This is a genomic window from Lysobacter sp. CCNWLW3, assembly GCF_036697405.1.
Classification (GTDB): Bacteria; Pseudomonadota; Gammaproteobacteria; order Xanthomonadales; family Xanthomonadaceae; genus Lysobacter.
The window spans coordinates 283,364-295,990 of record NZ_JBAHWA010000001.1; the positions used below are offsets into that span (position 1 = coordinate 283,364).

A 12,627-nucleotide genomic window follows, 5' to 3' on the forward strand; every position below is an offset into this window, starting at 1 on the left:
TGCGTGTTCGCTTCAGATCGACTGCATGCGTCCGCCGTCCACCGCCAGGCTCACGCCGTTGACGTAGGCCGCGGCCGGCGAGGCCAGGAAAGCGATGGCGGCCGCGATCTCCGCCGGCTGCGCGAAGCGCCCGACCGGCACGGTCTTGCGCATGCCCTCGACGATGGCTTCCTCGGATTGGCCGGAGCTGCGGGCGCGCTCGCCGATGATCTGGGCGATGCGGCCGGTCTCGGTGTAGCCGGGCAGCACGTTGTTGACGGTGATGCCGGACGGCGCCAGTTCGCGCGAAAGGGTCTTGGCCCAGCTCGCGACCGCGCCGCGGATGGTGTTGGACACACCCAGGCCGACGATGGGTTCCTTCACCGAGGTCGAGATCACATTGACGATGCGGCCCCAGCGTGCCGACTGCATGCCCGCGAGCACCGCCGCGACCAGGGTCTGGTTGGCGAGCAGGTGGCGGTTGAAGGCGTCCAGATAGGCCTCGGGCAGGGCGCTGTGGGCGGGGCCGCCGGGCGGCCCGCCGGTGTTGTTGATCAGGATGTGCACCGGTCGGCCGGCCGCGAGCGCTTCGACCTGGGCGCGCAGCGCGGCGCTGTCGGCGACGTCGGCCGCGATCCAGCCGTGCTGCTGCGTCGCGCGCGTGGGCAAGGCCGCGACCACGGCCTGCAGGGCCTCGGGCCGGCGCGCGAGCACGGTGACGTCGGCGCCGAGCAGGGCCAGTTCCTGCGCGGCGGCGCGGCCGATGCCGTCGGAGCCGCCGCAGACCAGGGCGTGTTTGCCGGTGAGATCGAGGTCCATGGCGGTCTCCGTAAGGTCAGGCGTCGGGCAGGCCGGCGCGCATCAGGGCCGCGACTTCGCGTGCGTCGTCGCCGCCCAGCGCATCCAGGTGTTCGGCGACCGAGAGGCGGTTGGCCAGCGGGTGGTTCTGGCTGAACTTGAACTTGAGCGTGGCGCGCTCGACCTCGAAACGGAAGCCGACGATGCCGCGCAGCTGTCGGCGCAGGTCCTCGCGTTCGACCTCGAAGCGCCAGTCGCTGCCGACCCGGGCTTCGTGGTGGACGCTGAGGTCGTCGACCAGGCGCGCGAGTTCGGCCTCGTCGTCGTAGGTATCCAGCCGCCCATGCAGATGCGCGACCGCGTAATTCCAGGTCGGCACCCGCGCGGCTTCCTCTTTGTCCGGATACCAGCCCGGCGAGACGTAGGCGTGCGGGCCGTGCACCACCGCCAGCGCGCTGCCGGCATGGCCGGCCTGCGGGTTGGGTTTGGCCCAATGCCCGCGCAGCTGGATGCGCTCGCCGTCGCGTCGGTACAGCACCGGCAGGTGCGAGACCGTGGGCTCGCCGTCGCGCACGCTGATCAGGCTGATGAAGTTGTCGCGCGCGAACAGCGCGTCCAACGCGCTCAGGTCGGTCTCGGCGAAGGCGCGAGGCAGGTACATGCGGCGCTCAGTGCCGCTGCGGCAGCTTGAGCACCATCGACTCGCGCAGGGCATCGTCGTCGGCGGCGCGCGGCGGAGTCAGCTCGTCGATGGCGAAGCCGCGCTCGGCCGCGTCCTCGTCGTCCAGGCCGTCCAGCGAGACGAACTCGGCGTCCATCAGGGCCGCGCGGGCGGTGTCCTCGCTGTCGTAGGCCAGGGTATTGCCGTCGCTGTCGAAGACCTCGGCGGTGCCGGCCTCGCGCACGCGCAGGCGCGCCCAGATCACGGTGCGGCCGAGAGTGGCCAGCCACCATTCTTCGCGCAGGGTTTCGTTCATGGGGTCATCGTTCATGGAGGCATCGCTCATGGCAGCACCGTCGACAGCGCCCACAGCAGGCCGGCGCAGACCAGGCCGGCGATGATGGTCAGCAGCGACAGTCGGGCCGGGTTGGCCAGGCCGTCGAGATTGCGGTCCTGGGCCGTGCGGTAGCCGCGCGCCAGCAGCCAGCGCCAGGCGCCGGGATTGGCGAACGCGCCCGCGCCGAGCTCGCGCTGCAGGTCTGGATGGCGGTCGCGGATGTGCACCAGCGACAGCGGCCAGAAGATCACGAAGGCGCAGAAGCCGGCGATGGCGACGGCGACGAACAGCAAGGCTAGGAACAAGATCATTGGGGCAGGGATTCGGGATTGGGGATTAGGGATTCGTGAAAGCAGGATGCGCGGCCGGGGACGGTTCCGTCCTTGCCGTTGCGAATCCCGAATCTCAAATCTCTAATCCCTGTTTCATCAGAACTCGGCGCTGCCGGGCGCGCGCGGGTAGGGGATCGCGTCGCGGATATTGCTCAGTCCGCAGACATAGACCACCAGGCGTTCGAAGCCCAGGCCGAAGCCGGCGTGCGGGACCGTGCCGTAGCGGCGGAAATCGCGGTACCAGCCGTAATGGGCCGGATCCAGGCCGAACTGCGCCATGCGCGCGTCCAGCACGTCCAGGCGCTCTTCGCGCTGGCTGCCGCCGATGATCTCGCCGATGCCCGGGGCCAGCACGTCCATCGCCGCGACGGTCTTGCCGTCGTCGTTGAGGCGCATGTAGAAGGCCTTGATGTGCTCGGGGTAGTTGGTGACCACGACCGGGCGGCCGACGTGCTGCTCGGTCAGCCAGCGCTCGTGCTCGGTCTGCAGGTCCAGGCCCCATTCGACCGGGAACTCGAACTTCTGCCCCGACTTCTGCAGCAGGCCGATCGCGTCGGTGTAGTCGATGCGTTCGAACGGCGCGTTGACGAAGGCTTCCAAGCGGGTGATCGCGTCGGGTTGGACGCGCTCGGCGATGAAGGCCAGGTCGTCGCCGCGCTCGTCGAGCACCGCGCGGAACATGTACTTGAGGAAGTCCTCGGCCAGGCGCGCGTTGGCGGCCAGGTCGTTGAAGGCGACCTCCGGCTCGATCATCCAGAACTCGGCCAGGTGGCGGGTGGTGTTGCTGTTCTCGGCGCGGAAGGTCGGCCCGAAGGTATAGACCTTGCTCAGCGCCAGCGCGTAGGCCTCGGCATTGAGCTGGCCGGACACGGTCAGGAAGGTTTCCTTGCCGAAGAAGTCGCGCGAGAAATCGACCGCGCCGTCCTTGCCGCGCGGCAGGTTGGCCATGTCCAAGGTCGAGACCCGGAACATCTGCCCCGCGCCCTCGGCGTCGGAGGTGGTCACGATCGGCGTGCTGATCCAGTAGAAGCCGTTCTCGTGGAAGAAGCGATGCGCGGCCTGGGCCAGGCAGTTGCGGATGCGGGTGACCGCGCCGAACAGGTTGGTGCGCGGGCGCAGATGGGCGAACTCGCGCAGATATTCCAGCGTGTGCTGCTTGGGCTGCATCGGGTAGGTCAACGGCTCCTCGACCCAGCCCACCACTTCCAACTGGCTGGCCTGGATCTCGTAGCTCTGGCCCTGGCCCTGCGAGGCCACCAGGATGCCGGTGGCGATCACCGCGCAGCCGGTGGTCAGGTGCTTGATCTCGCTGTCGTAGTTGGACAGCGCGGCCGGCGCCACCACCTGGATCGGCGCGAAGCAGGAACCGTCGCTGACATTGACGAAGCTGAGCCCGGCCTTGGAATCGCGACGGGTACGCACCCAGCCGCGCACCGTGACTTCACCGCCCGCCGGGACCTTGCCTGCGAGTGCCTGTTCGACGCTGACCACCGTCATGAGATTCCTGCCTTGGAACGCTGTTCGATAAGAACCGGGGATGATAACGGATCGGCGCGATCCTAAGCGCCGACGGCGCCGCTACACTCGGGTCATCGAGGGCAGGGGAGCGGGGCATGGGACGAGTTTGGATGGCGGCGTTGCTGTGGCTGTGCGCCACGAGCGCCTGGGCGCAGGCGCCCACGACCCTGGACGAGGCCCGCGCCGCGCGTTTCGCCAAGCTGGCCCTGGACTGCGTGCAGCGCGAGTACCCGAACAAGCTCTCCCACCAGTTGCGCGGCGACGCCGACGTGCTGCCGCCGCGCAAGCTCTATCCGGCCTTCTACGGCTGCTACGACTGGCATTCCTCGGTGCACGGGCATTGGCTGCTGGTGCGCCTGCTGCAGCGCTATCCGCAGGCCGAGTTCGCCGCGCCCGCGCGGCGCGCCCTGGCCGCCAACCTGACCGCGGCCAATATCGCCGGCGAACTGGCCTACCTGCGCGCCGGCAGCGACGAATCCTTCGAGCGTCCCTACGGCCTGGCCTGGCTGCTGCAGCTGGGCACCCAGCTGCGCGGCTGGGACGATCCGCAGGGGCGGCAATGGGCCGCCGCGCTGGAGCCGCTGGAGCGCGAGGCCGCCGGGCGCCTGCTGCGCTGGCTGCCCAAGCTGACCATGCCGATCCGGGTCGGCGAGCATTCCCAGACCGCCTTCGCCTTCGGCCTGGCCCTGGACTGGACCCAGGCCAGCGGCGATGCGCGCCTGCACGAGGCGCTGCTGGCGCGGGTGCGCCAGTTCCACATGAACGACCGCGACTGCCCGATCGCCTACGAGCCCTCCGGCCAGGACTTCCTCTCGCCCTGCCTGGCCGAGGCCGACCTGATGCGGCGCGTGCTCGCGCCGGCCGAATACGCGCGCTGGCTGAAAGCCTTCCTGCCGGGGATCCCGCGCAAGGCCGACGCCGGCTGGCTCACCCCGGGCGTGGTGCTGGACCCCACCGACGGCAAGCTCGCCCATCTGGACGGCCTGAACCTGAGCCGGGCCTGGATGCTGGAAGGCATGGCGCGCGGCCTGCCGCCCGGCGACCGCCGCGTTGCGGCCCTGCGCGCGGCCGCCGCGCGCCACCGCGACAGCGGCCTGGCCGCGGTCAGCGACGCCCACTACGCCGGCGCCCACTGGCTGGGCAGTTTCGCGACCTATCTGCTGGCGCCGCCCGGAACTTGAAACGCTGCGTCCCGGGGCCATATCGGCAGGGTGCAGGCCGTCGCCACGGCCCGCCTGCTACCATGACCGCCTAGCAAAGAGAGTCCCCCGATGTCCGTCAGCCTCGCTCCCGCCGCCCTCGACCGTGTCCGCCACTTCCTGGCCGAGACGCCCGATGCGCTGGGTCTGCGCTTCGGCGTGACTCGCACCGGTTGCTCGGGCTGGCAGCACATCGCCGACCTGGCCCGCGACCAGCGCGAGGGCGACACCGTGTTCGAACAGGACGGCGTGCGCATCTACGTCGATCCGATCAGCCTGCCGCTGGTCGACGGCACCCGCATCGAATTCGTCAAACACGGCCTGGGCGAGCAGTTCGTGTTCCAGAACCCGAACGCCAGCGCCGAGTGCGGCTGCGGCGAGAGCTTCACCACGGCCGCCGACGCGGCCTGAGCCCTGACGCTGCGCGCGGCCGATCCGGGCCGCGACCGCGGATAACCGATAGCCGCCTGCGTACCGCGGGCGTTTTGCGCTTGCGCGGGCTGCGGTCTCGGACGGCTCTGACACCCTCTCTGCCGCGTCTGTCCGAATCGGTCCGCTAGTGCCTGCATTGACTTTCGGCCTAGCGATTACGAGCAAGTCGCGGGCTAGACTCGGGCTTCGCTCCGAGGGGATGCAGGCATGTTCCGCAAGTTCGTAGTGGCCGCGCTCGCCGCGGCCGTATTCGTCGTCGCACCGGCGCAGGCGCAAAACGCCGACGCCCGCCTCAAGGCCTATTTCGAAGCCGAATGGGAGCGCGGCCTGGTCGAGAGCCCGGAGGGCGCCAGCTACAACGGCGACAACCGTTTCAACGACCGCTGGACCGATCGCAGCCTGGCCGCGATCGCGCAGCGCGAGGCCGCCGACCGCGACGCGCTGGCCCGGCTCAAGGCGATCGACCGCGCCGCGCTGTCGGCCGACAGCCAGCTCGATTACGACACCTACGCCTGGAACCTGGAACGCAACATCGAGCGCCAGAAGTTCCGCGAATACCTGCAGCCGGTCGGCCACCAGGGCGGCGTGCAGAACGCCGACGGCATCGCCGAGGTGCTGCCCTTCGCCAGCGTCAAGGATTACCGCGATTGGCTGGCGCGCTTGAACGCGCTGCCGGAGGCGATCGAACAGACCACCGCGCTGATGCGCGAAGGCCTGAAGCAGGGCAGCACGCCGCCGCGCGTGCTGATGCAGCGGGTGCCGGCGCAGATCGCCTTGCAGATCGTCGACGACCCGGCCAAGAGCGCCTATTACCGCCCGTTCCTGCGCTTCCCGGCATCGGTGCCCGAGTCCGAGCGCGCGGCGCTGCAGGCCCAGGCCCGGCAGGCGATCTCCGAACGCGTCGTGCCCGCCTACCGCAAGTTCGCCGCCTTCTTCCAGGACGAATACCTGCCCAGGACGCGCGCCGGCATCGCCGTGTCCGATCTGCCCGAGGGCCAGGCCTATTACGATTTCCTGGCGCGCTACTACACCACCACCGATCTGAGCGCCGAGCGGATCCACCAGACGGGCCTGCAGGAAGTCGCGCGCATCCGCGCCGAGATGGAGAAGGTCAAGGCCGAGGTCGGTTTCAAGGGCACGCTGCAGGAATTCTTCGCCTACCTGCGCAGCGATCCGAAGTTCTTCTACAAGACGCCGCAAGACCTGCTGACTGCCTACCGTGCGCTGTCCAAGCGAATCGATCCGGAATTGGTGAAGGTGTTCCACACCATTCCACGCCAGCCTTACGGCGTGCGTCCTATTCCCGACAACATCGCGCCGGACACCACCACCGCCTACTACCAGCCCGGCGCCGTCGACGGCAGCCGCGCCGGCTATTACTACGTCAACCTGTACAAGCCGGAAGTACGGCCGAGCTGGGAAATGATGGCGCTGTCGCTGCACGAGGCCGTGCCCGGCCACCACTTCCAGTTCGCGCGAGGCCTGGAACTGCCGGAGCGGCCGATGTTCCGCCGCACCGCCTACTTCGTCGCCTACGGCGAGGGCTGGGGCCTGTACGCCGAGCAGCTGGGCTACGACATGGGCCTGTACGACGACCCCTACGACCGCTTCGGCCAGCTCACCTACGAGATGTGGCGCGCGGTGCGCCTGGTGGTGGACACCGGCATGCACGCCAAGGGCTGGAGCCGCGAGCGCGCGATCGCCTATTTCAAGGACAACGCCGCCAAGACCGACCAGGACATCGTCAACGAGGTCGACCGCTACATCGGCACCCCGGGTCAGGCGTTGGCCTACAAGATCGGCCAGCTCAAGATCTCGGCGCTGCGCGCCAAGGCCAAGGCCGCGCTCGGCGAGCGCTTCGACCTGCGCGCGTTCAACGACGAAGTGCTGGCGACCGGCTCGGTGCCGCTGCAGGCGCTGGAGGCGCACATCGATGCGTGGATCGCGGCGGAGCGGGGCAGGCGCTGAGCTCGCTCGGCGCCTGGGGAAAAGCAAATCCCCCTCGATCCCCCTTTTTCAAAAGGGGGGAGACGAACAGTGCGATACGGGACTTTCCGGAGTTGACGGTTCCCCCCTTTGAAAAAGGGGGGCTAGGGGGGATTTGCTCCCCCGCGCTCAATCGATCAGCCGATCAGTTTGCCCAACATCCGCAAGCCGCCCGTCCACACGCCGATCGCGGTGCCCAGGCTGGTCAGGAAGAAGTTCAGCAGCACGCGCGCGACCCGGTTGCGCCACCAGCCGCGCCAGGTCTGGACGTCGTCGCGCAGGGCCATGAAGTCGGCGTAGGTCGGCTTGCGCACCCAGGCCTCGGTGAGCGCGCTGAGCGTGCCCGAGGCCAGGGCCGGGTGCAGCGGGGTGATCGGCGAGGCCACGAACGCGACCAGGATGCTGAGCGGATGGCCGCCGGCGACCGCGCAACCGATCGCGCCGAGCACGCCGGTCGCCAACACCCACTGCAGCAGCAGATCGGAGCCGACGTCGATGCCGCCGCGCCAGAAGCCCCAGGCGAAGCCGCCGAGCACGAACACGGACAGGAAGATGGTGAACCAGGGCACGTTGCTCTTTTGCGGCAGGGATTCGAGTTCCTCGCGCACCGCCGCCGGCGCGCGGGTTTCCTCACGCAGGTGCCGGGCCAGGCCCTGCAGGTGTCCGGCGCCGACCACGGCCAGCACTTCGCGCGCCTCGCCGTGCGATTCGCGCAGGCGCGCGGCCATGTAGCGGTCGCGTTCGGCGATCACGCTTTCGTACAGCTGCGGGCTTTCGCTGGCGAACTCGCCGAAGCTGGATTCGAGCATGTCGCCCTGCTTGAGCTTCTCGATCTCCGCTTCGCCGACTTCCTCGTCGGCGAACAGCGCCGCCAACAGGCCGCCGCCGAGCTTGGCCCGGCCCCACCAGCCCAGTTTGCTGGAGGCGCGCTTGAAGGTCAGGCCGACTTCGCGGTCGATCAGGTGCACCGGCAGTTCGCGCTGGCGCGCTTCCAGCACTGCGCGCTTGAGTTCGGCGCCGGGTTCGATGCCGAGCTGCTCGGCCAGGCGGCGCTGGTAGGCAGCCAGGGCCAAGTTGGCGGCGAACAGCGCGGTCTTGCCGGTGCGCAGGACCTGGATCAGGTCCAGGCGCGCGAGCGCGTCGGGGTCGGTGAGCGCCTGCAGGCGCTGCGGGTCCAGTTCCACCGCGACCGCGTCGTAGGCGCCGCTGCCGACCGCGTCGCGCACCGCGTCCACGCTGGCCTGCGACACGTGCGCGGTCCCGAGCAGGGTGTAGCGGACGCCGTCGCGTTCGACGATGGCATGGGGTTGGCCGTGCAGGCCGTCGGTCATCGGTGCATTCATTCGGTGATTGGGCGCCGTACGGGGGCTGGCACAGGAGGCCCGGCAGGATAGAGGCTGGGGGGGATAGCGGCAAACCGCCCAGGTACGACCGTGGCCGGGCCGGGAAGTGCCCGGCCCGCCGCGCTCACTGTTCGCGTGCGTCGAACGGCGCCCGGTACCAGAACACCAGGCCCAGCGCGAGCACGATGGCGCCGATCCAGCGCAGCCAGCGCGGCCAGGCCGGCGCCGGTTGCAGCAGGTCCAGTTGGCTCACCAGCAGGGTTTCGCAGGCGCCGTTGCCGGTGTCGTCGCGTGAGGTCGAGGTGCCGCGCACGAAGTTCATGCCGGCCTGGTGCTTGTACACCACCAACTGGCCGCGCAGGCGCACCTGATCGCCCACCCGCAGCTCGCGGATGCCCTCGGCGATGTCGCTGCGTTCGGTCAGCAGATGGTTGTTGGACAGGGCGCGGGTGTGCTCGGGCCCGATCGCCGCATCGCCGCCGTAGCGGTAGTTGCAGGTCCATTCGCCGTTCCAGAAGGCCATGCGCTGATAGGCGCCGTCGCTGGCGTTGGCGCCCCAGACCAGGCACAGGTCGGCGACATTGAGATGGTCGTTGGTGCGCTCGTGGAAGGTATCCCAGAAGGTGTCCGAGTCGTGCCGGCTCACCACCAGGCCGGTGATGTCGTAATCGGCGACCGGTTCGATGCGGTAATCGACGTCGCCGGCCTGGATCGAGAACGGCGCGTCGGTGCTCGCGCGTTGGCGCGGCTCGGTGAGGACCTCTGGCAGCAGCAGGGCGCGCTCGGGCACGGTCTCGCGCTTGAGATAGCCGAATGCGAGCAGGCCGGCGCCGAGGATCAGCATCAGGCGGATCGGCGAGATCACCGGCGCGCGCTCCGGCCCGCGTCCGAGCGCAAGCCTCGGGCGTGTGTGTGCATAGCCAAGTCCACCGCCTTCCCCTGATCCTGCCGCGGCGCCCGTGGCCGCAAGCGCGCAGAGTAGAAGCAAGCGCGGCGCCGGAACAAGAGCGCCGTGCGGCGCGGCGATCAGGCCGCGGCGCGCGCGCCCGCGGCGGCGTCGAGCAGGGCCAGCGCGTGCTCCTGGGCGATGCGGCGGATCTCGCGGCCCAGATCGGGATCGTCGACCGCGCGCGCCAGCATCGCGCCGCCCACGCACAAGGTGGCCATGGTCACGGCGCGCGTGCGCGCGGCCGCGCCGTCGCCGATGTCGCGCTGCAAGGCGTGGATCAGGCTGTCCAGCACCTGCGTGTAGGCCTGCTTCACGCATTCGTCGCCACGCGCGACCTCGGACGAGAAGGTGATCAGCGGGCAGCTGTAGTCCATCTCGGCGGCATGGCGGTCGGACAGGTACTCCGCCACCAGTTGGCGTGAGTCGATCGAAGGGGCGCCGCCGGGTTCGTCGGGGCCGCAGTGCAGCAGGTGGCTCACGACCTCGGCGTACAGGTCCTGTTTGCGCTGGAAATGGTGGTAGAAGCCGCCCCGGGTGAGGCCGGCCTCGGACATGACCTCGTCGATGGAAACCTCGGCGAAGCCGCGTCGCGTGAACAGCCGGCGCGCGGCGGCGACGATCTTCTTGCGCGTACGCGCCTTGTGCTCGCGGCTGTAGGGCATGGCGGGAGGGCTCCGTGCGGGCTTCGAGTCCGGAATAGCACGATTGTAATTATGTTCTTGAACATATTAAGACCCGTCGCAGAATCGGTCGCGTTCCCCACCACGCAAGGAGCGTCACCGTGAAGCTGTACTACTTCGAATCCCCGAATCCCCGCCTGGCCTGCGCCGCCGCGCGCCAGGTCGGCGCCGCGGTCGAACTGGTCCGGGTGGACCTGATCCGCGGCGAGCAGCGCCGGCCGGACTACCTGGCCCTGAACCCCAACGGCCGGGTGCCGACCCTGGTCGATGGCGACCGCGTGCTGTGGGAGGCGCCGGCGATCGCCGCGCACCTGGCCCAGCGGCAGGGCTCGGATTTCTGGCCCGGCGACGCGCAGGACCAGATCGAGTTGCTGCGCTGGCTGCATTGGAACAGCACGCATTTCACCCGCCACGCGATCGGCCTGTTCTTCGAACACGTGATCAAGCCGCGCCTGGGCCTGGGCGAACCCGGCCCGGCCCAGGTCGAGGAAGGCACGCGCTACTTCCACCAGTTCGCCCAGGTGCTGGAGCGGCAGTTGGAGGATCGCGATTATCTGGTCGCCGACCGTCTCAGCCTGGCCGACTTCGCGGTCGCGATGGTGCTGCCCTGGGCCGAAGAGTCGCAGTTGCCGCTGCAGGACTACGCCCGCATCCGCGGCTGGTACGCGCGCATCGCCGCCTTGCCGGCCTGGCGCGAACCTTATCCGGCGCCGGTGGCGGCGCAGGCGGCCTGAAGCGTCGCGGCGCCCGAGCGGGCGCCGCGGCCGCCGTCAGGCCCAGCCGTAGGGCAGGTTGGGGCTGGACACCATGCGGTCGCCGACGCGTTCGCCGTGCAGGAAGCGCAGGCCGGCCTCGATCACGCCGCTGTCCTCGAGCACGCGCCGGTGGCCGAGGCCGCGCGTGCTCAGCAGGCGCGAATCCGGCCAGTAGCGCGCATAGCGCTCGCCTTCCGACCAGGGCACTTCGCGGTCGCCCAGGTCGTGCACGATCAGGGCCGGGCTGGCGATGGACGGGGCGTTGAGGTGGGCCTGCTGCTCCTGGAAGCCGATGCCGATGCGCGCCTCGAAGTAGGCGAACATGCGTCGGCACAGGTGCTCGCCGATCCAGACCAGGTCGGCGAAACGGTAGGCGGCCGCGACCGGATCGGCGGCCGGCGCGATCAGCACGGCGCGCTCGGCGCGCAGGCCGCGCGCCATCGCCAGCAGGGTGGCCGCGCCGCCCAGGGAATGGCCGATCACCGCCGCCGCCGGGCCGTAGTGGCGGCCGACCGCGAGCAGGTGATGGGTGAAGTCGGGCAGGGTGCTCTGGCGGCCGGGGCTCTTGCCGTGCGCGGGCTGGTCGAAGGCGACCACCGCGTAGCCGTCGCCGCGCAGGCGCTCCAGCCAGGGCGCGATGCGGGTGCCGTGGCTGGACCAGCCGTGCGCGAACAGCACATAGGGCTGGTTCTGCGGGTCGCCCCAGACGTAGGTGGCGATGCGCTGGCCGTCGACCTCCAGCTCGCCCTCGCGTGCGCCGTGGCTGGGCGCGGTCAGGGCGCGGCTGCGCGAGGACGCGAACGGGGTGCTGAACAGCAACGCGGCGCGGCGCACGGCCGCCTCGGGCGCGAACCGGCTGCCGATCAGGAAGCCCAGGCGGACGCCGTAGAGCTTAATAAAACTACGAACGGTCGTGCTAATTTTGGCGATGAGCGGGTACATGGCGGAGCCTCTCTGCACGAGATCAGGCGGTGGGGGAGGAGTAGGAACGGATCAGGCGTTCGAACGCGCGCTGGCCGCGCTCGACGCTGGTTTCGAAGCCGAACAGGCCGGCGTCGTGGTGCACGACCAGGGCCAGCCCGTAGATCTCGAATGCCAGCTGGGGGGCGTCGGTATCGGTCTGCAGCTCGCCGGCGTCGACCGCCATCTGCACCGCGCGCGCGATGTCGTTGCGCCAGCGGGTTTCGTGCTGCAGTACCCGGTCGCGCAGCGGGCCGGGGCGGTCGTCGTACTCGTTCACGGCCGACAACAGCACGCAGCCGCCGGAAGTGTGGCGGGCCCAGTCGAACCAGGCGGCGATGATCGCGCGCAGGCGCGGCAGGCCGCGCCTGGCCTTCAGCGCCGGCAGCAGCACGTATTCGAGGAAGCGCTGGCCGGCGGCGTCGAGCACCGCCAGCTGCAGGTCCTCGCGCGAGCCGAAGTGGGCGAACACGCCGCTCTTCGACATGCCCACGGCCTGCGCCAGCGGGCCAATCGACAGGCTCTCCAGCCCGCCGCCGACGGCGATGCTGTAGGCCCGGTCGATGATCGCGTCGCGGGTGGCGGCGCCCTTGCCGGTGGCGGTCAGATTGGACATGGTCGAGAAAATAGCACGTTCGTTCGTTTTGTGCCTGCCGCTTGTCGGCAAGGCTACGCCCAAACGGCACACTCAGGGTGTG

14 protein-coding genes are annotated in these 12,627 nt (G+C 69.8%); 4 read left to right on the forward strand and 10 right to left on the reverse strand.

What is annotated here, in order from left to right; translation table 11 throughout:
* Window positions 1–12: 12 nt before the first annotated feature.
* The 5 genes from V1318_RS01285 to asnS all read right to left on the reverse strand — a co-directional run bounded on the left by V1318_RS01285 (window position 13) and on the right by asnS (window position 3,604).
* A complete protein-coding gene (locus tag V1318_RS01285; RefSeq protein ID WP_332937026.1) occupies window positions 13–798 on the reverse strand; it encodes an SDR family oxidoreductase in 786 nt (261 codons plus the stop codon).
* A 16-nt stretch (window positions 799–814) separates the two neighbouring features.
* Window positions 815–1,438, reverse strand: coding sequence for an FMN-binding negative transcriptional regulator (locus tag V1318_RS01290; RefSeq protein ID WP_332937028.1), 624 nt, complete (start codon window positions 1,436–1,438; stop codon window positions 815–817).
* 7 nt (window positions 1,439–1,445) lie between these two features.
* On the reverse strand, window positions 1,446–1,769 hold the full coding sequence (locus V1318_RS01295) for a hypothetical protein (protein ID WP_332937029.1): 324 nt from the start codon (window positions 1,767–1,769) through the stop codon (window positions 1,446–1,448).
* A gap of 11 nt (window positions 1,770–1,780) precedes the next feature.
* Window positions 1,781–2,086 (reverse strand): hypothetical protein, encoded by a 306-nt coding sequence (locus V1318_RS01300; protein WP_332937030.1) that lies wholly within the window; start codon window positions 2,084–2,086, stop codon window positions 1,781–1,783.
* Between the two features lie 117 nt (window positions 2,087–2,203).
* On the reverse strand, window positions 2,204–3,604 hold the full coding sequence (asnS, locus tag V1318_RS01305) for an asparagine--tRNA ligase (protein WP_332937032.1): 1,401 nt from the start codon (window positions 3,602–3,604) through the stop codon (window positions 2,204–2,206).
* 116 nt (window positions 3,605–3,720) lie between these two features.
* On the opposite strand from asnS, the gene V1318_RS01310 reads away from it, so the two are divergent.
* The 3 genes from V1318_RS01310 to V1318_RS01320 all read left to right on the forward strand — a co-directional run bounded on the left by V1318_RS01310 (window position 3,721) and on the right by V1318_RS01320 (window position 7,224).
* Window positions 3,721–4,806: a DUF2891 domain-containing protein gene (locus tag V1318_RS01310; protein WP_332937034.1), complete on the forward strand. Its 1,086-nt coding sequence runs from the start codon at window positions 3,721–3,723 to the stop codon at window positions 4,804–4,806.
* Window positions 4,807–4,896: 90 nt separating this feature from the next.
* Window positions 4,897–5,235 carry an iron-sulfur cluster assembly accessory protein gene (locus V1318_RS01315; protein ID WP_332937036.1) on the forward strand — a complete coding sequence of 113 codons (339 nt, stop codon included), beginning with the start codon at window positions 4,897–4,899 and terminating at the stop codon, window positions 5,233–5,235.
* Window positions 5,236–5,463: 228 nt separating this feature from the next.
* The gene (locus tag V1318_RS01320; RefSeq protein ID WP_332937038.1) at window positions 5,464–7,224 is read left to right on the forward strand and encodes a DUF885 domain-containing protein; all 1,761 of its coding nucleotides are present in this window, start codon (window positions 5,464–5,466) and stop codon (window positions 7,222–7,224) included.
* A 155-nt stretch (window positions 7,225–7,379) separates the two neighbouring features.
* On the opposite strand, the gene V1318_RS01325 is transcribed toward V1318_RS01320, so the two are convergent.
* The 3 genes from V1318_RS01325 to V1318_RS01335 all read right to left on the reverse strand — a co-directional run bounded on the left by V1318_RS01325 (window position 7,380) and on the right by V1318_RS01335 (window position 10,196).
* Window positions 7,380–8,585 (reverse strand): TraB/GumN family protein, encoded by a 1,206-nt coding sequence (locus V1318_RS01325; protein WP_332937039.1) that lies wholly within the window; start codon window positions 8,583–8,585, stop codon window positions 7,380–7,382.
* Window positions 8,586–8,709: 124 nt separating this feature from the next.
* Window positions 8,710–9,450 carry a hypothetical protein gene (locus tag V1318_RS01330; RefSeq protein ID WP_332937040.1) on the reverse strand — a complete coding sequence of 247 codons (741 nt, stop codon included), beginning with the start codon at window positions 9,448–9,450 and terminating at the stop codon, window positions 8,710–8,712.
* Window positions 9,451–9,611: 161 nt separating this feature from the next.
* Window positions 9,612–10,196, reverse strand: a complete 585-nt coding sequence (locus V1318_RS01335; RefSeq protein ID WP_332937041.1) for a TetR/AcrR family transcriptional regulator — start codon at window positions 10,194–10,196, stop codon at window positions 9,612–9,614.
* 119 nt (window positions 10,197–10,315) lie between these two features.
* Here V1318_RS01335 and V1318_RS01340 point away from each other — a divergent pair, with 119 nt between their 5' ends.
* On the forward strand, window positions 10,316–10,948 hold the full coding sequence (locus V1318_RS01340) for a glutathione S-transferase family protein (RefSeq protein WP_332937042.1): 633 nt from the start codon (window positions 10,316–10,318) through the stop codon (window positions 10,946–10,948).
* A gap of 36 nt (window positions 10,949–10,984) precedes the next feature.
* Here V1318_RS01340 and V1318_RS01345 read toward each other — a convergent pair whose 3' ends face one another.
* Together V1318_RS01345 and V1318_RS01350 are read right to left on the reverse strand one after the other, a co-directional pair.
* On the reverse strand, window positions 10,985–11,911 hold the full coding sequence (locus V1318_RS01345; RefSeq protein WP_332937043.1) for an alpha/beta fold hydrolase: 927 nt from the start codon (window positions 11,909–11,911) through the stop codon (window positions 10,985–10,987).
* Window positions 11,912–11,933: 22 nt separating this feature from the next.
* On the reverse strand, window positions 11,934–12,545 hold the full coding sequence (locus tag V1318_RS01350) for a TetR/AcrR family transcriptional regulator (RefSeq protein WP_332937045.1): 612 nt from the start codon (window positions 12,543–12,545) through the stop codon (window positions 11,934–11,936).
* Window positions 12,546–12,627 lie beyond the last annotated feature (82 nt).

Excerpts from the sequence above, each read along its gene's own strand:
- V1318_RS01285 (WP_332937026.1), bottom strand. The coding sequence starts at position 798 with ATGGACCTCGATCTCACCGGCAAACACGCCCTGGTCTGCGGCGGCTCC.
- V1318_RS01290 (WP_332937028.1), bottom strand. The coding sequence starts at position 1,438 with ATGTACCTGCCTCGCGCCTTCGCCGAGACCGACCTGAGCGCGTTGGAC.
- V1318_RS01295 (WP_332937029.1), bottom strand. The coding sequence starts at position 1,769 with ATGAACGATGACCCCATGAACGAAACCCTGCGCGAAGAATGGTGGCTG.
- V1318_RS01300 (WP_332937030.1), bottom strand. The coding sequence starts at position 2,086 with ATGATCTTGTTCCTAGCCTTGCTGTTCGTCGCCGTCGCCATCGCCGGC.
- asnS (WP_332937032.1), bottom strand. The coding sequence starts at position 3,604 with ATGACGGTGGTCAGCGTCGAACAGGCACTCGCAGGCAAGGTCCCGGCG.
- V1318_RS01310 (WP_332937034.1), top strand. The coding sequence starts at position 3,721 with ATGGGACGAGTTTGGATGGCGGCGTTGCTGTGGCTGTGCGCCACGAGC.
- V1318_RS01315 (WP_332937036.1), top strand. The coding sequence starts at position 4,897 with ATGTCCGTCAGCCTCGCTCCCGCCGCCCTCGACCGTGTCCGCCACTTC.
- V1318_RS01320 (WP_332937038.1), top strand. The coding sequence starts at position 5,464 with ATGTTCCGCAAGTTCGTAGTGGCCGCGCTCGCCGCGGCCGTATTCGTC.
- V1318_RS01325 (WP_332937039.1), bottom strand. The coding sequence starts at position 8,585 with ATGAATGCACCGATGACCGACGGCCTGCACGGCCAACCCCATGCCATC.
- V1318_RS01335 (WP_332937041.1), bottom strand. The coding sequence starts at position 10,196 with ATGCCCTACAGCCGCGAGCACAAGGCGCGTACGCGCAAGAAGATCGTC.
- V1318_RS01345 (WP_332937043.1), bottom strand. The coding sequence starts at position 11,911 with ATGTACCCGCTCATCGCCAAAATTAGCACGACCGTTCGTAGTTTTATT.
- V1318_RS01350 (WP_332937045.1), bottom strand. The coding sequence starts at position 12,545 with ATGTCCAATCTGACCGCCACCGGCAAGGGCGCCGCCACCCGCGACGCG.